At 71.1% G+C, this 19,111-nt stretch carries 16 protein-coding genes and 1 tRNA gene; 8 read left to right on the plus strand and 9 right to left on the minus strand.

The window, feature by feature from the left end:
* The first annotated feature begins 139 nt into the window (after window positions 1-139).
* Window positions 140-1,666, plus strand: coding sequence for an MFS transporter (locus GQQ92_RS13695; RefSeq protein WP_156999922.1), 1,527 nt, complete (start codon window positions 140-142; stop codon window positions 1,664-1,666).
* A gap of 76 nt (window positions 1,667-1,742) precedes the next feature.
* On the opposite strand, the gene GQQ92_RS13700 is transcribed toward GQQ92_RS13695, so the two are convergent.
* A tRNA-Ser gene (locus tag GQQ92_RS13700) sits at window positions 1,743-1,832 on the minus strand.
* A 138-nt stretch (window positions 1,833-1,970) separates the two neighbouring features.
* Between GQQ92_RS13700 and radA the strand changes: the two genes are divergently transcribed.
* On the plus strand, window positions 1,971-3,332 hold the full coding sequence (gene radA, locus GQQ92_RS13705) for a DNA repair protein RadA (RefSeq protein ID WP_156999863.1): 1,362 nt from the start codon (window positions 1,971-1,973) through the stop codon (window positions 3,330-3,332).
* A 58-nt stretch (window positions 3,333-3,390) separates the two neighbouring features.
* Here the strand turns inward: radA and GQQ92_RS13710 are convergent, their stop codons facing one another.
* The 5 genes from GQQ92_RS13710 to GQQ92_RS13730 form a co-directional block, all read right to left on the minus strand.
* Window positions 3,391-3,810: a dehydrogenase gene (locus GQQ92_RS13710; RefSeq protein ID WP_156999864.1), complete on the minus strand. Its 420-nt coding sequence runs from the start codon at window positions 3,808-3,810 to the stop codon at window positions 3,391-3,393.
* Window positions 3,811-4,003: 193 nt separating this feature from the next.
* Window positions 4,004-4,639, minus strand: a complete 636-nt coding sequence (locus tag GQQ92_RS13715; RefSeq protein WP_156999865.1) for a hypothetical protein — start codon at window positions 4,637-4,639, stop codon at window positions 4,004-4,006.
* A gap of 86 nt (window positions 4,640-4,725) precedes the next feature.
* Window positions 4,726-5,232, minus strand: coding sequence for an amino-acid N-acetyltransferase (locus GQQ92_RS13720; protein ID WP_156999866.1), 507 nt, complete (start codon window positions 5,230-5,232; stop codon window positions 4,726-4,728).
* Window positions 5,233-5,478: 246 nt separating this feature from the next.
* Entirely contained in the window at window positions 5,479-8,004 is a 2,526-nt protein-coding gene (locus GQQ92_RS13725; RefSeq protein ID WP_156999867.1) for an ATP-dependent Clp protease ATP-binding subunit, read from the minus strand.
* A gap of 130 nt (window positions 8,005-8,134) precedes the next feature.
* A complete protein-coding gene (locus tag GQQ92_RS13730) occupies window positions 8,135-8,587 on the minus strand; it encodes a hypothetical protein (protein ID WP_156999868.1) in 453 nt (150 codons plus the stop codon).
* A 57-nt stretch (window positions 8,588-8,644) separates the two neighbouring features.
* On the opposite strand from GQQ92_RS13730, the gene GQQ92_RS13735 reads away from it, so the two are divergent.
* A complete protein-coding gene (locus GQQ92_RS13735; protein WP_156999869.1) occupies window positions 8,645-9,718 on the plus strand; it encodes a pirin family protein in 1,074 nt (357 codons plus the stop codon).
* A gap of 30 nt (window positions 9,719-9,748) precedes the next feature.
* Here GQQ92_RS13735 and cls read toward each other — a convergent pair whose 3' ends face one another.
* Both cls and GQQ92_RS13745 read right to left on the minus strand, forming a co-directional pair.
* Complete coding sequence (gene cls / locus GQQ92_RS13740) at window positions 9,749-11,224, minus strand: cardiolipin synthase (RefSeq protein ID WP_232057704.1); 1,476 nt, start codon at window positions 11,222-11,224, stop codon at window positions 9,749-9,751.
* 5 nt (window positions 11,225-11,229) lie between these two features.
* Complete coding sequence (locus GQQ92_RS13745; RefSeq protein ID WP_156999870.1) at window positions 11,230-11,430, minus strand: hypothetical protein; 201 nt, start codon at window positions 11,428-11,430, stop codon at window positions 11,230-11,232.
* Between the two features lie 126 nt (window positions 11,431-11,556).
* Here GQQ92_RS13745 and GQQ92_RS16950 point away from each other — a divergent pair, with 126 nt between their 5' ends.
* The 5 genes from GQQ92_RS16950 to GQQ92_RS13770 are packed head-to-tail and all read left to right on the plus strand — an operon-like array spanning window position 11,557 to window position 18,911.
* Window positions 11,557-14,307: an ABC transporter substrate-binding protein gene (locus GQQ92_RS16950; RefSeq protein WP_156999871.1), complete on the plus strand. Its 2,751-nt coding sequence runs from the start codon at window positions 11,557-11,559 to the stop codon at window positions 14,305-14,307.
* A complete protein-coding gene (locus tag GQQ92_RS13755; RefSeq protein ID WP_156999872.1) occupies window positions 14,307-15,299 on the plus strand; it encodes an ABC transporter permease in 993 nt (330 codons plus the stop codon). The genes GQQ92_RS16950 and GQQ92_RS13755 overlap by 1 nt, the downstream gene beginning before the upstream one ends.
* Window positions 15,296-16,174 (plus strand): ABC transporter permease, encoded by an 879-nt coding sequence (locus GQQ92_RS13760; RefSeq protein WP_156999873.1) that lies wholly within the window; start codon window positions 15,296-15,298, stop codon window positions 16,172-16,174. The genes GQQ92_RS13755 and GQQ92_RS13760 overlap by 4 nt, the downstream gene beginning before the upstream one ends.
* Window positions 16,171-17,808 carry an ATP-binding cassette domain-containing protein gene (locus GQQ92_RS13765; RefSeq protein WP_156999874.1) on the plus strand — a complete coding sequence of 546 codons (1,638 nt, stop codon included), beginning with the start codon at window positions 16,171-16,173 and terminating at the stop codon, window positions 17,806-17,808. Before GQQ92_RS13760 ends, GQQ92_RS13765 begins: the two co-directional genes overlap by 4 nt.
* Window positions 17,805-18,911, plus strand: coding sequence for a peptidase C39 family protein (locus GQQ92_RS13770; protein ID WP_156999875.1), 1,107 nt, complete (start codon window positions 17,805-17,807; stop codon window positions 18,909-18,911). The genes GQQ92_RS13765 and GQQ92_RS13770 overlap by 4 nt, the downstream gene beginning before the upstream one ends.
* A 46-nt stretch (window positions 18,912-18,957) precedes the next feature.
* Here GQQ92_RS13770 and GQQ92_RS13775 read toward each other — a convergent pair whose 3' ends face one another.
* Window positions 18,958-19,101, minus strand: a complete 144-nt coding sequence (locus GQQ92_RS13775) for a hypothetical protein (protein ID WP_156999876.1) — start codon at window positions 19,099-19,101, stop codon at window positions 18,958-18,960.
* Window positions 19,102-19,111: the final 10 nt, after the last annotated feature.

The raw sequence follows: 19,111 nt of genomic DNA on the forward strand, positions 1-19,111 counted from the left end.
TCGCGCGAAAAGCATGGCTTCGCCGCCGAATCGGGTCTAGGTTGGCCCCAACAGAGGACGCCGGCTCAGAGGAGACCCCGTGAGTGCACCCGAGACGCCCGGCACGGCTTTCAACGGCAGGCTCGCTCTCCTGCTCGCCATGGCGATGTTCGTCCTCGTCGTCGACACGTCGATCATGAACGTGTCGATCTCGGCGGTCGTGGAGGACATCGGCACCACCGTCAGCGGGGTGCAGGGCGCGATCGCGCTCGAGGCGCTCGTGTCGGCCGCGTTCATCCTCATCGGCGGCAAGGTCGGCGACCTCATCGGCCGCAAGCGCGCCTACGTCATCGGCCTCCTCTGCTACGCCGCGGGCGCGGCGGCGATGACGCTCGCGCAGAGCCTCCTGCCGATCATCGTCTTCTGGGCCGTCATCGGGGGGCTCGGCGCCTCGATGCTCCTGCCGTCGATGCAGTCGCTCATCCACGGCAACTTCGAGGGCAAGGCGCAGACGCGGGTGTACGCGATGGTCGGGGCATCCGCCGCCATCGCCGCCGCCGTGGGTCCGCTGATCGGCGGGGTCATCACGACGTTCCTGTCGTGGCGCGTCTCGTTCCTGCTCGAGGCGCTCGTCATCGTGGTGGTGCTCAGCGGCATCCGCCTCGTGCGCGACGTGCCGTACACGGGTCCGCGACGAATCGACGTCGTCGGGTCGATCCTCTCGGTGCTCGGCATGGGCGGCGTCGTCATCGGCATCCTCGTATGGCAGGAGGGCGGCGAGGCGGTCGGCATCCTGATCGCCGTCGGGCTCGTCGGGCTCGGAAGCCTGGCGTACTGGCTCGTGCGCCGCAAGCGGCTGGGCAAGCCGACGCTCATCGATCCGGCGCTGTTCGTCTCGAAGCTGTTCCGGCTGGGCATCACCGGGCAGTTGCTGCAGCAGATCGCGCTCGGCGGGACGATGATCGTGCTACCGATCTACCTGCAGATGGTGCTCGGCTACAACGCGCTGTTCGCGGGCCTGTCGATCGCCCCGCTCTCGCTCAGCATGTTCGTCGTGGCCATGCTCGTCGGCCGCCGCGCCGGCTCCCGGAGGCCGGCGAACCTGATCCTCTCGGGCTTCGCGCTCCTGACCCTCGGGCTCGTCATCCTGCTTCCCGTCGTGCCGCGCGCGGACTCGGGGTGGTGGCTCTTCGCCCCGCTCGTCGTCGCCGGCACCGGGCTCGGCCTGCTCGTCTCCCAGTTGAACAACTACACGCTGTCGCCGATCTCGAACGAGCGCGTGAGCGAGGCGGCGGGCGTGAACTCCGCGGCGGGATCGTTCGGCCTGTCGTTCGGGCTCGCCTTCGCGGGCGCGATCATGCTCGCGGTGCTCTCGTTGACGTTCACGAGCATGACGAACGCGAGCGAGGTGCTGCCGTCCGACGACAAGGAGCAGGTCGCCCAGGTCCTCCAGGAGGACGCCGAGATCATGTCCGACGCGCTGCTCGTCGACCTCCTCGCCGACGAGCCCGAAGAGATCTCCGACGAGATCGTGCGCATCAACACGGAGGCGCGCCCGATCGCCCTTCAGATCGCCCTGCTGATCCCGCTCGTCGCGGCGCTCCTCGGCCTGTTGAACGGCTTCCGCATGCGGCGCCAGCCCGATCCGAAGGCGAACGGCGCGGCCGAGGGCATGCTCCTCGGCTGACCCGGCAGGCCTGGCCGGCCCGGTTCCGGAACGGCGAACGCCCCGGCCCCCAGCGAGTGGGAGTCGGGGCGTTCTGTGGCGGTACCGGTGGGATTTGAACCCACGGTGCGCTTTCACGCACACAACTTTTCGAGAGTTGCACCTTCGGCCGCTCGGACACGGTACCGAGGTCAATGGTAGACGACACCGCGCAATCGTCCAAAACGAGCCGGGCGGGCGACCGGAGGGCATGGCGGCGAGCGGATGCCGCGGCGCGGCGTCGTCGGCGGACGCGGATGTCGGCGGCGGCCCTTACGCTCTCCCCATGGCCAAACCCGTCTCCGCGTTCCGTTGCACCGAGTGCGGCTGGAGCACCGTCAAGTGGGTCGGCCGCTGCGCCGAGTGCCAGCAGTGGGGCACGGTCGTCGAGGCCGGCGCACCGTCGGGCATCACGCGCACGCTGAAGCCCGTCGCGGTCGGCGCGACGCAGGTCGCGCGATCGATCACCGAGGTGACCACCGAGGAGCGCGGGCACTGGCCGAGCGGCGTCGGCGAGTTCGATCGCGTGCTGGGCGGCGGCATCGTCCCCGGCGCGGCCATCCTCCTGAGCGGCGAGCCGGGCGTCGGCAAGTCCACGCTCCTCCTCGACGTCGCGGCGCGCGTCGCGGCATCCGGTCGTCGAGTGCTCTACGTGAGCGCCGAAGAGTCGGTCGCCCAGGTGCGGCTGCGCGCGGGTCGCACCGGCGCGCTGCAGCCCGAGCTGTTCCTCGCCGCCGAGACCGATCTCGCGACCGTCATCGGGCAGGTCGACGCAGTGTCGCCCGAGTTGCTCATCGTCGACTCGGTGCAGACGGTCTCGAGCTCGCAGAACGAGGGCATCGCGGGCCAGCCGGGCCAGGTGCGCGAGGTCGCGTCCACGCTCATCCGCCTCGCGAAGGAGCGGGAGCTGCCCGTCCTCCTCGTCGGCCACGTCACGAAAGACGGCACCATCGCGGGGCCGCGCCTGCTCGAGCACCTCGTCGACGTCGTGTGCCAGTTCGAGGGCGACCGGCAGACCGCGCTGCGTTTCGTTCGGGCGCTCAAGAACCGTTTCGGCCCGACCGACGAGGTCGGTTGCTTCGAGATGACCGGCGACGGCATCGCCGAGGTGCCCGATCCGAGCGGCCTCTTCCTCAGCCGCGGCGCGGGGGTCAGCGGCACGTGCGTCACCGTCGCGCTCGAGGGCCGTCGCGCCCTCCCCGTCGAGGTGCAGGCCCTCGTGGTCGCCACCAGGGCGCCGCAGCCGCGACGCGTGGTGAACGGGGTCGACCCGTCGCGCGTCGCGATGATCCTCGCGGTGCTCGAGCGCCGCGCCGGGCTCCGTCAGATCGGCGAGCACGACGTCTACGTCTCGACGGTCGGCGGGGTCCGACTCGTCGAGCCGGGCGCCGATCTCGCCATCGCCATCGCCATCGCGTCGGCCATGCGCGACCGCGCCGTGCCGCACGACCTCGCCGCCTACGGCGAGATCAGCCTCGCCGGCGAGGTGCGACCGGTGAACTCGGCCAGGCAGCGCGGCAGCGAGGCGCGGCGTCTGGGCTACGCCACGATCCTCGACGTCGAGGCGGGCAGCGTGCAGGCCGCCGTCGGCCGGGCACTCGCCGCCGGTTCCTCCGTTCGCGAACGCGAGCTCGACGCCGCGTTCTGACGGCGCCCCTCTGACGGCGCGTTCTGAGGGCGCCGAACCCGCCGACGGGCCTGGGCCGTCAGACCTCGAGCGCCCGCAGGAGCTCGGCGGGCGGCGCCTGCATCGGGTGGGGCCCGGCGATGTCGAGGAACACGGTCGTGATCGTCGACTCGTAGCGCTTGAGAAAGGTGCGCAGCCAGGCGGGGCTCTGCAGCCCGACCGCGGGCGGCAGGTTGTCGGGCTTGTTCGCGGCGTCGCTGAAGAGCAGCAGCGCCACGTCGCCGGTGTTCGGGTCGCGGTAGGTCCACACCTCGCCGCCGTCGAGCGGCTTGTCGCGCGGGCCGGGCTTCACGAGCGGCACGACGGTGTTGCCGTGGCGCAGCGCGAACGCGACCGCGGCCATGTCCTGCTTCTCGAGCGCCTCGGCGAGCGCCTCGGACCGGAACTCCACGGGCTCGGCGGCCTTGCCCGGCCTGCCCGACTTCTTGCGCTGCGCCATCCCCCAAGCGTACCGAGCCGTACCCGACCCTCCGGCAACGACGCTTTTCAGGAAGGGGTGTGGGCACGCGCGACGATTTCGCCCGGAACGAAGCCGAGACGCACCCGAGTCGCCACACCCCCTCCTGAAAAGTGAACACGGCGGAGGTGTGCCGCACCGCAGTGCAGCAAGCGACCGCGACCGCGACCGCGACTCAGTACAGTTGGAACTGCTTCGTCAGGTCGTCGGATGCGTACCCGTCGACCGAGACCGACAGATGGTACGAGGCACCCCCGGCCGGCACGGCTTCGCGCGCCCCCTCGCAGGTCTCGGGGCTCGAGCGGGTGCGGTCCCAGACGATCGGCGCGGCCGAGCTGACCGGCGTGCCGGGTTTCAGCGACACCTCGGCGTCGATGGCGTCGGTCTGGCAGTCGGTCGAGATCCAGTACTGCTCGTCGCCGCTGGAGATGGTGAAGACCTGGGCGGAGGTGCCGGCGTTCAGCACGCACACGTTCTTGCCGGTGTTCGTGATCGTCACCGAGAGCTGCGGCTGCTCCCCGGCCTCGTAGACCGTCTTGTCGGTGACGGGTTCGACGGTGATCTGCTCGGGCGAGCACGGGTCGCCGTCGAGCGCGGTCGACTCGGTCGGGATCGTCGTCGGCTCGGGGGTGCTCGACGCGACCGCGCTCGGCGTGGCGGTCGCGCCCGGCTCGCCCTGCGCGCCGCCCGGGCGCACGATGATGAGCACGACCGCGACGATCACCGCGATCAGTCCGAGCAGCACGACGAGCCGTCGCCGACGGTAGACCTGCGGCGAGTGCCGTCGGGCCGGTGCCTGATTCGTCGACATGTTCACAGGGTACGACCGGCGAGCGGATGCCGCGGGCGCGCGCCCGGCGTGCCGAAATGCCCGGTGAAGCGGTGGTTCACCGCTGGTCAGAACCGTTTGAGCATGCGAGTGTTGCCGAGCGTGTTCTGCTTGACGCGTGCGAGGTCGAGGAACTCGGCGACGCCGTCGTCGTGCGAGCGCACGAGTTCGGCGTACACCTCGGGTGCGACGGTCTCTTCGCCCATGTCCTCGAAGCCGTGGCGGGCGAAGAAATCGACCTCGAACGTGAGGCAGAACAGCCTGCTGAGCCCCAGCTCACGGGCGTCGGCGACGAGGCGTTCGACGAGCGCATGGCCGACGCCGTGCCCGAGCCACTCGTCGGCGACGACGAGGGTGCGCACCTCGCCGAGGTCCTCCCACATGGCGTGCAGGGCGCCGGCGCCGATGATTCGGTCGCCGTCGGGCGCCTCGGCGACGCGGAACTCCTGGATCGCCCCGTACAGGTCGACGCGCTCCTTGCCGAGCAGGATGCGTCGGGACACGAGCGGTTCGACCAGCGAGATGATCTGCGGAACGTCGCTCGTGCGCGCCGGGCGCACTCTGAACTGGGTCATCCGTTCATCGTATTCTGCCGGGGCGAGTCAGCCGGATTCGGAGAATCGGCGACACGCCGGGCGACGCCGGCCGTGACGCGGCGTGTCGCCAGGACGTCCGAATCGGGCAGCGAGCCCCGGGCAGCGAGCCGCGGGCAGCGAGCCCCGGGCAGCGAGCCGCGGGCAGTGAGGGCACGACGAAGGGGCCGGGCCCGAAGGCCCGACCCCGGTCGGTGAAGCGGATGCCTCGTCGGTCGGCGAACCCGATCAGTCGGCCGTGGCCGCGAGATCGGGCGTGGCCGGGCCGGTGCCGATGGCGGCACCCGTGTTGACGCCGATGCCCACGGGCAGCGCGCGCTGCGTGGTCGTGAAGACGAACTTGCCGTCGAGGAAGTCGACGTGCACGTGGTCGCCCGAGTTGAGCTCGCCGTGCAGGATCTTCTCGGACAGCGTGTCTTCGACCTCGCGCTGCACGGCACGGCGCAGCGGCCGGGCGCCGAGCGCGGGGTCGTAGCCGACCTCGATGAGGCGCTCCTTCGCGGGCACCGTCAGCTCGACGGTCATGTCGCGGTCGAGCATGCGGTCGCTGAGGCGCTTCACGAAGAGGTCGACGATCTGCAGCAGCTCGGGCTTGGAGAGCTGCGGGAACACGATGATCTCGTCGACGCGGTTCAGGAACTCGGGCTTGAAGTGCTTCTTCAGCTCCTCCTTCACCTTGCCGCGCATGAGGTCGTACCCGGTGCGGGTGTCGCCCTCGAGCGCGAAGCCGACGGGCCCGCTCGAGATGTCCTTCGTGCCGAGGTTGGTCGTCATGATGATGACCGTGTTCTTGAAGTCGACCACTCGGCCCTGACCGTCGGTCAGGCGACCCTCTTCGAGGATCTGGAGCAGCGAGTTGAAGATGTCGGGGTGCGCCTTCTCGATCTCGTCGAACAGCACGACCGAGAACGGCTTGCGGCGCACCTTCTCGGTGAGCTGGCCGCCCTCTTCGAAACCGACGAACCCGGGAGGGGCGCCGAACAGGCGGGAGACGGTGTGCTTCTCGCCGTACTCCGACATGTCGAGCGAGATCATCGCGGCCTCGTCGTCGAAGAGGAACTCGGCGAGCGCCTTGGCGAGCTCGGTCTTGCCGACGCCCGTGGGGCCGGCGAAGATGAACGAGCCCGAGGGGCGGTGCGGGTCCTTCAGTCCGGCGCGGGTGCGGCGGATCGTCTTCGACAGTGCCGAGATCGCCTCCTCCTGGCCGATGACGCGCTCGTGCAGCGCCTTCTCCATGAAGACGAGCCGCGAGCTCTCCTCTTCGGTGAGCTTGAAGACGGGGATGCCGGTGGCCTGTGCGAGCACCTCGGCGATCAGGCCCTCGTCGACGACCGCGGTCGTCTTGACGTCGCCGGCCTTCCACTGCTTCTCGAGGCGCAACCGCTCGCCGAGGAGGTTCTTCTCCTCGTCGCGCAGGGACGCGGCCTTCTCGAAGTCCTGCTCCTCGATGGCCGTCTCCTTCGCGGCGCGGACGACGGCGATCTTCTCGTCGAACTCGCGCAGCTCGGGCGGCGAGGACAGGATCGACAGGCGCAGACGTGCGCCGGCCTCGTCGATCAGGTCGATGGCCTTGTCGGGCAGGAAGCGGTCGCTGATGTACCGGTCGGCGAGGTTCGCCGCGGCCACGATGGCGCCGTCGGTGATCGACACCTTGTGGTGCGCCTCGTAGCGGTCGCGCAGGCCCTTGAGGATGTTGATGGCGTGGGGCAGCGACGGCTCCTGCACCTGGATCGGCTGGAAGCGGCGCTCGAGCGCGGCATCCTTCTCGAAGTGCTTGCGGTACTCGTCGAGCGTGGTCGCGCCGATGGTCTGGAGCTCGCCTCGTGCGAGCAGCGGCTTCAGGATCGAGGCGGCGTCGATCGCGCCCTCTGCGGCACCGGCCCCCACGAGGGTGTGGATCTCGTCGATGAAGACGATGATGTCGCCGCGCGTGCGGATCTCTTTGGTGACCTTCTTCAGGCGCTCCTCGAAGTCACCGCGGTAGCGGGACCCGGCGATGAGCGAACCGAGGTCGAGCGAGTAGAGCTGCTTGTCCTTCAGCGTCTCGGGGACCTCGTTCTTCACGATCGCCTGCGCGAGGCCCTCGACGACGGCGGTCTTGCCGACGCCGGGCTCGCCGATGAGGACGGGGTTGTTCTTGGAGCGGCGCGAGAGGATCTGCATGACCCGCTCGATCTCCTTCTCGCGGCCGATCACGGGGTCGAGCTTCGACTCGCGTGCGGCCTGCGTGAGGTTGCGGCCGAACTGGTCGAGGATCTGCGACCCGCCCTGCGGCTGCTGCTGGTCGTTCGCGCCGACCTGCACCTGCTCCTTGCCCTGGTAGCCCGAGAGCAGCTGGATGACCTGCTGGCGCACGCGGTTCAGGTCGGCGCCCAGCTTGACGAGCACCTGGGCGGCGACGCCCTCGCCCTCGCGGATGAGCCCGAGCAGGATGTGCTCGGTGCCGATGTAGTTGTGGCCGAGCTGCAGCGCCTCGCGGAGCGAGAGCTCGAGCACCTTCTTGGCCCGCGGCGTGAACGGGATGTGCCCGGTCGGCTGCTGCTGACCCTGGCCGATGATGTCCTGCACCTGCTCGCGCACCGCGTCGAGCGAGATGCCGAGCGATTCGAGCGCCTTGGCGGCGACCCCTTCACCCTCGTGGATGAGCCCGAGCAGGATGTGCTCGGTGCCGATGTAGTTGTGATTGAGCATCTTGGCCTCTTCTTGGGCCAGGACGACGACACGACGGGCTCGGTCGGTGAATCTCTCGAACATGCTCTACTCCTCTCGACCCCTCAGGGCAGGGGGCGCCGATACATCGAGCGTAACCAGCGCGGATGCCGCGTGGGCCGGTGTTCGCCGTGGGCGCACCGCCGAGGAGAGGATCGGGGCGGAGAGAAGCGGACTACTTGACCGGGACGGTGACCGACTCGTCGCCGACCTCGACGACGAGGGGCTCGGTCGTGGTGACGTACACCGGGCTCCAGAAGACCGTGGTGTGCGGCACGAGATCCATGGTGCAGGGCTGGTCGGCGGGGATCTCGGCCACGTCGACGGAGACGCGGTTGCCTTCGCCGGCGGGCTCGACCACGTTGATGCGCGTTCCGATCTCGGGGCAGGTCGAGCTGCCCGGGATCGTGACGGCGAGCTGGCCGCCCTGGCCGACCCACGCGGCCGAGAGGCCCTCGCCGGCGGGCTCGTCGGTGTGGCCCTCGGCGTCGCCCTCGTGGTCGCTCACGGGCAGCCCGGTGAAGTCCTCGACGGGGCGAGGGCTCGGGTTGCACGCGGAGAGCAGGAAGACGGATGCCGCGGCCACGGCCACGACGCCTGCACGACGGAGGATGAGGGAGGAGCGCATGCGGATAATGGTATCGGTTCGACCGCGCTCGGCGCGCGTCGGCGCTACCATGCGGGCATGAGCAATCTCGAGCGCGATCCGGTCGAGTCGGTGAGCGGCCCCGAACCGACGCACGCGGCCGCGATCCAGGTGCTCGCCCCGCGCGACGTGCCGCTCGGCGGCCCCCGGGCGATGCGCGTGCGACGCACGCTTCCGCAGCGCGGCCGTACGACGATCGGCGCCTGGTGCTTCGTCGACCACTACGGCCCCGACGACGTGGCGGCCTCCGGGGGAATGCTCGTGCCGCCGCATCCGCACACCGGCCTGCAGACCGTGAGCTGGCTCTTCGAGGGCGAGATCGAGCACCGCGACAGCACCGGCAGCGCCGAGTTCGTGCGACCGGGCGCCGTCAACCTGATGACCGCCGGCCGCGGCATCGCCCACTCCGAGGTGTCGACGCCCGCGACGACGCGCCTGCACGGGGTGCAACTCTGGATCGCCCTGCCCGACGCCTCGCGCGGCATCGCCCCGTTCTTCGAGCACGCGCAGGTCGAGCCGGTCGTCGTCGACGACGCCGAGGTGCGCGTGTTCGCCGGGTCGCTCCCGGGCGTCGAGGCATCCGACGGTCTCGACCAGGAAGGCGCCGTCACCGTCTTCTCGCCGCTCGTGGGCGCACAGGTCGAGCTCCCCGCCGGGGGCGAGGCGTGGATCGAGCTCGACCCCGCGTTCGAGCACGGCCTGCTCGTCGACCTCGGCCCGCTGACGGCGACGATCCCGGCGCTCGACGACGAACCCGACGACGCCCGCCCCGACGCCGACCCGCTCGCCGTCGCCGGGCACACGACCGGGCTCGCCCGAGGCGAGCTCGGCTACATCGGCGTCGGGCACGAGGGCGTCCGGCTCCGGGCCGGTGCCGACGCGCCCGCGCGCGCGGTGCTCATCGGCGGCACGCCGTTCGGCGAGGAGCTCGTCATGTGGTGGAACTTCATCGGCCGCGACCACGACGAGATCGCCGAGTTCCGACGCCAGTGGCAGGCCGACGTCATCGCCGCCGGCGACGCCGACGGCCGCTTCGGCACCGTCGACGGGTTCGATGGGGCCCCGCTGCCGGCGCCCGAGCTGCCCACGGTGCGCCTCAAGCCGCGATCGTAGGGCGGGCGCGCGGTCGCGGCATCCGCCCCGCTACTGCAGCGCCGAGGTGAGCCGCGCGAGGTTGTCGAGCACCGTCGAGCGGATCGGCTGCCGCAGCCACTCGTCGAGCGTGAGCTCGCGGCTGTCGGTGCGGTACCCGTCTTCGACCGAGCGGAGCTCCTCGACGAAGGAACGCCCACGCACGAGGAGGGAGACCTCCATGTTGAGCTCGAACGAGCGGATGTCCATGTTGCTCGAGCCGATGACCGCGACGTCGTCGTCGATCGTGAAGTGCTTGGCGTGCAGGATGTACGGCGCCTTGTACATGTAGATCTTGACGCCCGAACGCAGGAGCGCCTCGTAGTAGGAGCGCTGCGCGTGGTAGACGAGGGCCTGGTCGCCGATCTCGGAGACGAAGAGCTCGACGTGCACGCCCCGCTGCGTGGCACCGCTGATGGCCATCAGCATCGCCTCGTCGGGCACGAAGTACGGGCTCGTGATGATGAGCCGCTCCTTCGCCGCGTACAGCAGCGCCAGGAACAGGCGGAGGTTGTTGCGGCTCGGATAGCCGGGGCCGCTCGGCACGACCTGGCAGTCGAGGTTCTGCGCCTCGGCCGGCTGCTCGAAGGAGTCCGAGATGTCGCGGGTGAGCTCTTCGCCGGACTCGAGGTACCAGTCGGTGCGGAAGATGGCGTCGAGGCCCGACACGATCGGCCCCTCGACGCGGGCGACGAGCTCCTTCCACTTCAGCCCGCGACGGATGTTGCCGCGCTTGTTGTAGCTGCGGTCGATCATGTTCTGCGACCCCATGAACGCGACGTCGCCGTCGACGACGAGGATCTTGCGGTGGTTGCGGAGGTCGGGGCGCTGGTACTTGCCCTTGAACGGCTGCACCGGCAGCATGAGGTGCCAGTCGACGCCCATCTTCGTCAGCCGGCGGAGCGTGCGCCGATAGCCCTTCGATCGCAGCGACGCCACGTGGTCGAGCAGCAGGCGCACCGTGACCCCGCGCTCGACGGCGTCGCCGAGCGCGTCGAAGAACGGCTCGGTCGTGTCGTCGAGCGCGAGGATGTAGAACTCGACGTGCACGTAGCGTTCGGCGCCGCGCACCGCGTCGGTCATCTGGTCGAGGGAGTCCTGATATCCGCCGATGAGGCTCGCGCTGTTCGACCCGATGAGGGGCATGGCCCCGAGGTTGCGGTTCAGCTGCACGACGCCCGCGAACCACGAGGGCCAGCCGCGCGAATCGCTGACGCGCTCGAAGCCGTGCGTCGAGTCGCGGATCACCTCGTCGACCTGGGCCTGCTTGCGGCGGCGCTTCTTCGGCAGCTTCGGATTGCCGATGAGGAGGAAGAAGAGCACGCCGAGGTACGGGATGAAGAAGATCGCGAGCAGCCAGGCCATGCCCGCCGTCGGACGGCGGTTGCGCGGCACGACGATGATCGCGACCACGCGGATGACGAGGTCGATCGCGAGCAGCGCGAAGGTCACGATCGCCGTGACCATCGCGGTCTGCTCCGACGTCATCGAGGTCAGTCGGCGGTGCGTTCGGCGCCGAGATCGGGGCGGCGCTCGAGCCCCAGCTTCGCGCGCTCCTCGGCCTCGATCTGGGCGTACGCGGCACGCTCCGTGCGGTCGGCGCGCAGGATCGACCGCATCACGAACCAGAAGATGAGTCCGATGAGCACGGTCGGCGCGAGCGACCAGATCGCATTCGCCCAGAAATCATTCATAGGCCTTCAGGATACGCGGTTCGGCTGGGAATGCGGATGTCGCGGCATCCGCCCGTATCAGGCCGGGCACGAAACCGTTGCCATTATGTTACGTAATGGAAACAAGGATTTATATAGCCTTTCGCTATGCAGCGCCCAAACGCAGACCTCGAGTCACTCACGCGAGCCCTCGACCTGCACAGCCTGCGAATCCTCTCGGCGATCGAACGCACCGGCTCCATCAGCGGCGCGGCCCGTGACCTGGGCTACTCGCAACCGGCGATCACCCAGCACCTCCAACGCCTCGAGGCCCGCATCGGCGCGCAGCTCGTGAACCGCACCGGCCGCGCGGCTCGGCTCTCGCCCGCGGGCCAGCTGCTCGCGCGCCACACCCCCCGCATCGAGGCGAGCCTCACGGCCGCCGCCGCCGAGCTGGCCGAGGTGCTCGGGCGGCGCGCAGACTCCCTCCGCATCGCCGCCTTCCCCTCCGCGCTCGCGGGCGTCGTCGCCCCGCTGCTCGCCCGCCTCGACCTCGAGGCCCCCGACGTCGACATCGACATCGTCGAGGCCGACACCGATCAGGCGCTCGCCCTCGTGCGCGACGGCCGGGCCGACATCGCCGTGCTGAGCACCCCCGCCGGAGCGCACGCACATGCCTCGCACGTGCGCCGCGAGGGCCTGCGCAGCAGCTTCCTCTTCGCCGACGACGTGCTCGCCGTGGTTCCCGCGAGCTTCCGGGGCGACCCCGGCGCCGCGGAGGCGCTCGGCGACGCGGCGCCCGGCGGAGCGAGCGCATCGACGGTGGCCGGCGGCAGCCGCGTGGGCATCGAGGCCCTCGCGGACCTCCCGTGGATCGGCGGCGCGGCGACCTGCACGGCGCAGGCCGCCGACGCGGCGACCGCGCGCGGCATCGCCCACACCGTGGCGTTCGAGGTGACCACGCCGCAGGCCGCGCTCGCCCTCGTCGACCGCGGGCGGGGCGTCGCCTTCCTCTCGACCACCGCCCTGCACTCGGTCGCCCTGCCCGAGGGCGTCCGCGTGCTCGGCCTCGCCCCGCGCATCCGACGCCGGGTGCTGGCCGTCTCGCTCGCCGAGTCCGCGTCGATCCCGGCCATCGCCGATGCCCTGCGCCTGCTCGCCGGCCGGCCCGCGGTCGCCCCCGCGCTGCTCACCCTCATCACCCCCATGCACCCGGTGTCGCACAGCCACCGGACGCGCCTCAGCAGTGCGCCCTTCCGCACCGCCTTCGGCGCACCCGCCACGACCACCCCGCACCTCGAACTGGAGACCGCCGACATGCCCTCGACCACCCTCACTCGCGGAGCGCGCGCCGGCGCTGCCGCGGCCGGCGTGCTGCTGCTCGCAGCATGCACCGCCGGCTCCCCCGCCGACGCGCCCGCCGTCGACAGCGGCGCCGAGATCGACTCGATCACCGTCGCCCTGCCCGGATCCCTTTCGAACCTGTACGTGGGTCAGGAGAGCGGCATCCTCAACTACTACATCGCGTCGATCACCCAGGAGGGCCTCGTCTCGGTCGATGCAGACGGCAAGCTCCAGCCCGGCCTCGCCGAGTCGTGGACCCAGCCCGACGACGTGACCTACGTCTACGAGCTCCGCGACGACGCCGAGTTCCAGGACGGCACGCCGGTCACCGCCGACGACGTGGTGTTCAGCCTCGAGCAGGCGCGCGACGAGACCAGCTCGCCCGGCCTGTCGTACTACCTCGGCGGCGTCGACACGGTCGAGAAGACCGGCGACCACGAGGTCACCATCACGCTCGCCGCTCCCGACGCCGCCTTCGCCGCGAACATGAGCACCGGCGGCGCCGCGTTCATCACGTCGAAGGCGTTCTGGGAGGCCAACGACGGCGCGGTGGGCACGAGCAGCTCGCTGCTGCTCGGCTCCGGCCCGTACGAGGTCACCGAGTTCGTGCCCGACTCGCACGTGAGCTTCGACCGCGTCGACACCTGGTGGGGCGAACTGCCCAAGGTCAAGCACATCGACGTGCAGTTCATCCCCGACGAGAGCACGCGCCTGCTCGCCGCCCAGAAGGGCGACGTCGACGTCGCGTTCAACGTGCCGCTCGCCCAGTCGACCCAGTGGGAGAACCTCGACGGCATGCGCGTCGACTACGTGAACGACCTCTCGTACGTGGGCCTCTACTTCAACACCGCCATCGAGCCGTTCGACGACCCCAAGGTGCGCGAGGCCTTCGCGCACAGCGTCGACCGCGACGCGATCGTCGACAAGCTGCTGCGCGGCCACGGCGAGGCCGCGACCGCGATCGCGACGCCCGAGTCCCTCGGTTCCGTCTACTCCGCCGACGAGGCCCGCGACCTGCTCGCCGAGACGCCGCAATGGGACTTCGACCTCGACGCGGCCAAGGCGGCGCTCGCGGCATCCGACCACCCCGACGGCTTCGAGACCGAGATCCTCACGCCGAACACCGGCCCCCAGCTCGGCACGGCCGCGCAGTCGCTCGCCGAGAACCTCGCGAAGATCGGCATCACCCTCACCGTGCGCGAGGTGCCCATCGAGGAGTGGCTCGCGAGCCTCGAGCCCGACGCCGAGTACGGCGTGGGCATGATGTGGTACTTCTCGACGCTCGGCGACCCCGCCGAGGTCTCGAGCTACATGCTCGGCGCCGACAACGTGTCGAACTACGCCAACCCCGAGATCGACGACCTGTTCGCGCAGGCCGGCGCCGAGTCCGACCCGGCGACCCGTATCGACCTCCTCCTCGAGGCCGAGAAGCTGCAGGCCGAAGACGTCATCAACGTGCCGCTCTGGTGGGGCCAGTCGGCGACCGCGTTCGCCGACGACCTCGGCATGGACGACTACTCCTCGTTCGCGTTCATCTCGGCCTGGCCGACGACCCTCTACCGCATCGCCGGCTGATGACCGTCACCACCCCTCGAGCGCGCGCATCGCGAGCCCGGCCCCTCGGCCGGATGCTCGCGGTGCGCGTGCTCGGCATGCTCGCGATCCTGCTGGTGCTCTCGTTCATCGTCTTCTCGATGATGTACCTGGCACCCGGCGACCTCGTGAAGACGTTGCTCGGCAACCGGCCCGCCTCCCCCGAGGCGGTCGCCGCGATCCGCGAGCAGTACCACCTCGACGACCCGTTCCTCGTGCAGTACTTCACCTGGCTGGGCGGGGTGCTCACGGGCGACCTCGGCGAGTCGATCCGCCTCCAGGTGCCCGTGGCCGACGCGATCGCATCGCGCCTGCCCGTCACCCTGGCGCTCTGCGCCGTCGCGTTCGTGCTGGCCCTCGCGGTGTCGATCCCCCTCGGCGTCGCGAGCGCCGTGCACGCGGGCCGGCCCGTCGACCGGGTCGGCAGCGCGCTCGGCATCGTCGGGCTGAGCGCGCCCACGTTCGCGGTGGGCCTCCTGCTGCTCTACGTGTTCGCGTACTACGTGCCGATCTTCCCGGTCTACGGGGCCGGCGACGGCGGGCTCGACACGCTCTACCACCTCGTGCTGCCGGGCATCACGCTCGCGCTCGGCCTCGGCGCCATCGTGCTGAAGCTCACGCGCACCGCGCTGCTGCGCGAACTCGACGCCGACTACGTCACCTCGGCACGGGCCCGCGGCATCGACGACCGCGTCGTGCACCGTCTGGCGCTGCGCAACGCGCTGATCCCCATCGTGACCGGCGCGAGCCTCGTGCTCACCTTCCTCGTCGGCGGCACCGTGCTCGCCGAGACCACGTTCGCGCTGCCCGGCATCGGCCTGCTGCTGCAGGACTCGGTGCTGTTCAAGGACATCGCGGTCGTGCAGGCGCTGACGCTGCTCATCGCCGTGGCGATCGCGGTGATCGCGCTGCTCGCCGACCTCGCCTACCTGCTGCTCGATCCGCGCGTCCGCGCGAAGGGGGTGCCCGCATGAGCACGAGCACCACCGCGCGTGCCGTCGTCGACGGCCCCGTCGGCGTCGAGTTCCGCTCGAAGCACCGGGTGCCGATCGTCGTGGCCATCTCGCTCGGGTTCCTCGCGATCGTCATGTTCTTCGTCGTCGCGGCACCGTTCCTCGTGCCGAACGCGACGGAGCAGGACATCCTCTCGAGCCTGCTCCCGCCCGGCACCCCCGGGCATCCGCTCGGCACCGACGAGCTCGGCCGCGACATCCTCGCCCTGACGATCGCCGGGGCGACCTCGGCGCTCGTGGGGCCCTGCATCGTCGCCGTCGGATCGATGCTCATCGGCGTGCTGCTCGGCACCGTCGCCGGTTACGAGCGCGGCTGGGTCGACTTCCTCGTCAGCCGTTGGACCGACCTGCTGCTCGCCCTGCCCGTGCTGCTCGCCGCCATCGTGGTGGCGGGCGTCTTCGGCGGCGGCTACTGGACGACGACGCTGCTGCTCATCGTGCTGTTCTCGCCGTCCGACATCCGCATCGTGCGCGCGGGCGTGCTCGAGCAGTCGGCGCGGCCGTACATCGAGGCGGCGCAGATGCTGTCGCTTTCGCGGTGGCGGGTCATGTTCCGGCACATCCTGCCGAACGTGTCGACGCTCGTCATCACGAACGCGATGCTCAACGTGGCCTTCGCGATCGTCGCGTTCTCGTCGCTGTCGTTCCTCGGCGTCGGCGTGCCGGCCGGCACCGCCGACTGGGGGCGCCAGCTCACCGACGCGCGCTCCATCATGTTCGACAACCCGGCTGCGGCGATCGTGCCCGCGCTGCTCATCATCGCGGTCGCGTGCGCCGTGAACCTCGTCGGCGACTGGCTCGGCCAGCGCCTGACCCGCACCGGAGGTGTCGCATGACCGCGGTCTCGATCCACGCCCGCGGCCTGACCGTGCTCGCGCCCGACGGCCGCACGATGGTGCAGCCGCTCGACCTCGACCTCGTCGGCGGCGAGACCGTCGCCCTCATCGGCGAGTCGGGCTCGGGCAAGACGCTCACCGCGAAGTCGCTCATCGGCCTGCTGCCGCCCGGCTTCCGCGCACAGGGCGAGGTGCGGTACGGCGAGCAGGCCTTCGAGCTGTCGATGCCGGATGCCGCGTGGCGGCCGTTGCGCGGACGCACCGTGTCGCTGCTGCTGCAGGACCCGTTCACGAGCCTCTCGCCCGTGCACCGGTGCGGCGAGCAGATCGCGTGGACCATCGAGGCGGCCACCGGTCGACGCCTGCGCGGCGCGGCCCGCACGTCGGCCATCGCCGCGCGCCTCGCCGAGGTGCGTCTGCCCGAGCGCGTCGCCCGCGCCTACCCGCACGAGCTCTCGGGCGGCATGCGGCAGCGCGTCGCGATCGCGGCGGCCCTCGCGAGCGACCCCGTGCTGCTCATCGCCGACGAGCCCACGACGGCGCTCGACGCGAGCAACCAGGCCGAGATCCTCGACCTGCTGCACGGCATCCAGACGGCGCGCGGCATGGCGGTGCTGCTCATCTCCCACGACCTCGGGCTCGTGCGCGGCCGCACCGACCGCGTGCTCGTCATGCGCTCGGGCGAGATCGTCGAGCGCGGCGACACGGCCACCGTGCTCGCCGCACCCGAGCACGCGTACACGCGCGCCCTCATCGAGGTCGACCCTGCCATGCGGGCGCTCGCGGCCGACGACGGCTCGACCGCCGACGGCTCGGCCGACGACGGCTCGACACCCGCCCTCGCGGCGGGCACCGACCGGCCGACGGCTGTGCTCGAGGCATCCGGCATCGTCAAGCGATTCGGCGAGCGCACGGTGCTCGACGACGTCTCGATCGCGCTCCGCCCGGGCGAGGTCACGGGCGTCGTCGGCGAGTCGGGTTCGGGCAAGAGCACGCTCGCGCGCTGCATCGCCGGCCTCGAGCGCGAGGACGGCGGCGAGATCCGGTTCGAGGGCGTCGTGCTCGCCCCCGGCCGCGGCTCGCGCACCCCCGCGCAGATGCAGATCGTCTTCCAGGACCCGTACTCCTCGCTCAACCCGATGATGTCGATCGGGGCGATCCTGCGCGAGGCGCTGCACGTCGCGCGCCGGCCCGCGGCCGACGTGGCCGTGCTGCTCGAGACCGTCGGGCTTCCGGCCGACTTCGCGGGCAAGCGCCCGGCCCAGCTCTCGGGCGGGCAACGGCAGCGCGTGGCCATCGCGCGCGCTCTCGCGCCGCGCCCCAGCGTGCTCATCTGCGACGAGTCGGTCTCGGCCCTCGACGTGTCGGTGCAGGCCCAGGTGCTCGCCCTGCTCGCGCAGCTGCGCGACGAGCTCGGTCTCGCGATCCTGTTCATCTCGCACGACCTGGCCGTGGTGCGCGAGATCGCCGACACGGTCACCGTCCTCTGGGACGGCCGCGTCGTCGAGCAGGGCGAGTGCGCCCGCGTGCTCACCGCCCCCGAACACGAGTACACCCGGCTGCTGATCGCGGCCGGCCGCCGCGAGAACCCTCGCGCCGCGGCATCCGATCTCGCCTCGAAAGGAACCCGGTGAGCCAGGTATCCACCGCCCCCACCACCCTCGACGCTCCAGCAGCCGTGCCCGCCGGAGCGCCCGGGTGGGAGCCCGACGCGTGGCTGCGCGACTTCCTCGGGGCGGAGCGCACCGCGTTCTGGCAGCGTTCGCGCACCCCCTACTCGCCCACCGTGCACGTCGAGCGCGCGGCCGACGGCGAGCCGCTCGCCGCGGTGCTCACCACGCGTCGGCCGAGCACCGCCGCGGTCAAGATCGTCGAACTGCACCACACGGATGCCGCGGCGGCCCGCCGCGCGATCGAGCACGTCGTCGCCGACTCGGCCGAACGGGGCGACGCCGCCGTGAAGTGGGAGCTGCGCGGCGAGACCGCCCCGCCCGCGCTCGCCGCCGAGCTCGGGTTCGCACCGATGCGCGCGCCGCACCCGTCGGCCGACGGCACCGTCGGGGTGCGCGGACTCGTGCGCTGGCACCGGCCCGTCCCCCACGACGAGGCGCCGTACTACGGGCAGACCACGCTCTACACCTGCGGCGCGGTCGCGGGCCTGCTCGCGGCGACCCTCGCCGGGGCGTCCGGCTTCACCGGCGATGCCGGAGACCGCGACCTCGAGTTCGCCTTCTGGCGCCGCGCGAGCAACTACCCCGCATGCGAGCCCGTGGGCCTCGCCGTCGCGATGCGCGAGACCGTGGGCGAGGGCCGCACGGTCGAGGTGCACCTCGACACCGATGAGCCCGTGCTGCTCGAGGAGTACACCGGGTTCGAGCACGACTTCCGTGCCGAGCTGCAACAGGAATCCCGTCGGCGGGCCGCCGCGCTTTCGGTGCCGGTCGTCACCGAGCGCATCGCGATCGACGAGGTCGTCCGACGCATCGCCGGCGGCGAGTCGGCGCTGCTGCTCATCGACGAGGCGCCCATGCACGGCGAGACCGGGCCGCACTGGGTGCTCGCGCACGCCGTCGTTCCGGGCGAAGCGGTCGTGCTCATCCAGGACCCGTGGATCACGTCGGAGCGCGGCGAGACCTGGGTCGACACGCACGATCTCCCCGTCGCGGCATCCGACCTCGACCGCATGATCGCGTGGGGGCCCTCGGCGACCCGCGGCGTCGTCTTCGTCGGACGCTGAGCGGCGGGCGGGCGGAACGGCTCGGCTCAGCTCAGCTCAGCTCAGCTCAGGTGAGCAGGCCCCAGATGCCCGACCCCAGAAGGTAGGCGCCGATCGCCCCGACGACGATCCAGATCGCGAGGCGGGCGTTCGACGGGCGCTTGGGGTCGGGCTCGGGCTCGAGTTCGCTCTTCGGGAGGTAGTCGTTCATCTGCGGCATC

The organism is Agromyces terreus (assembly GCF_009749465.1).
Taxonomy (GTDB): domain Bacteria; phylum Actinomycetota; class Actinomycetes; order Actinomycetales; family Microbacteriaceae; genus Agromyces; species Agromyces terreus.

Coding starts and splice junctions, on each gene's coding strand:
- GQQ92_RS13695 (WP_156999922.1), top strand. CDS start 140: ATGGCGATGTTCGTCCTCGTCGTCGACACGTCGATCATGAACGTGTCG.
- radA (WP_156999863.1), top strand. CDS start 1,971: ATGGCCAAACCCGTCTCCGCGTTCCGTTGCACCGAGTGCGGCTGGAGC.
- GQQ92_RS13710 (WP_156999864.1), bottom strand. CDS start 3,810: ATGGCGCAGCGCAAGAAGTCGGGCAGGCCGGGCAAGGCCGCCGAGCCC.
- GQQ92_RS13715 (WP_156999865.1), bottom strand. CDS start 4,639: ATGTCGACGAATCAGGCACCGGCCCGACGGCACTCGCCGCAGGTCTAC.
- GQQ92_RS13720 (WP_156999866.1), bottom strand. CDS start 5,232: ATGACCCAGTTCAGAGTGCGCCCGGCGCGCACGAGCGACGTTCCGCAG.
- GQQ92_RS13725 (WP_156999867.1), bottom strand. CDS start 8,004: ATGTTCGAGAGATTCACCGACCGAGCCCGTCGTGTCGTCGTCCTGGCC.
- GQQ92_RS13730 (WP_156999868.1), bottom strand. CDS start 8,587: ATGCGCTCCTCCCTCATCCTCCGTCGTGCAGGCGTCGTGGCCGTGGCC.
- GQQ92_RS13735 (WP_156999869.1), top strand. CDS start 8,645: ATGAGCAATCTCGAGCGCGATCCGGTCGAGTCGGTGAGCGGCCCCGAA.
- cls (WP_232057704.1), bottom strand. CDS start 11,224: ATGACGTCGGAGCAGACCGCGATGGTCACGGCGATCGTGACCTTCGCG.
- GQQ92_RS13745 (WP_156999870.1), bottom strand. CDS start 11,430: ATGAATGATTTCTGGGCGAATGCGATCTGGTCGCTCGCGCCGACCGTG.
- GQQ92_RS16950 (WP_156999871.1), top strand. CDS start 11,557: ATGCAGCGCCCAAACGCAGACCTCGAGTCACTCACGCGAGCCCTCGAC.
- GQQ92_RS13755 (WP_156999872.1), top strand. CDS start 14,307: ATGACCGTCACCACCCCTCGAGCGCGCGCATCGCGAGCCCGGCCCCTC.
- GQQ92_RS13760 (WP_156999873.1), top strand. CDS start 15,296: ATGAGCACGAGCACCACCGCGCGTGCCGTCGTCGACGGCCCCGTCGGC.
- GQQ92_RS13765 (WP_156999874.1), top strand. CDS start 16,171: ATGACCGCGGTCTCGATCCACGCCCGCGGCCTGACCGTGCTCGCGCCC.
- GQQ92_RS13775 (WP_156999876.1), bottom strand. CDS start 19,101: ATGAACGACTACCTCCCGAAGAGCGAACTCGAGCCCGAGCCCGACCCC.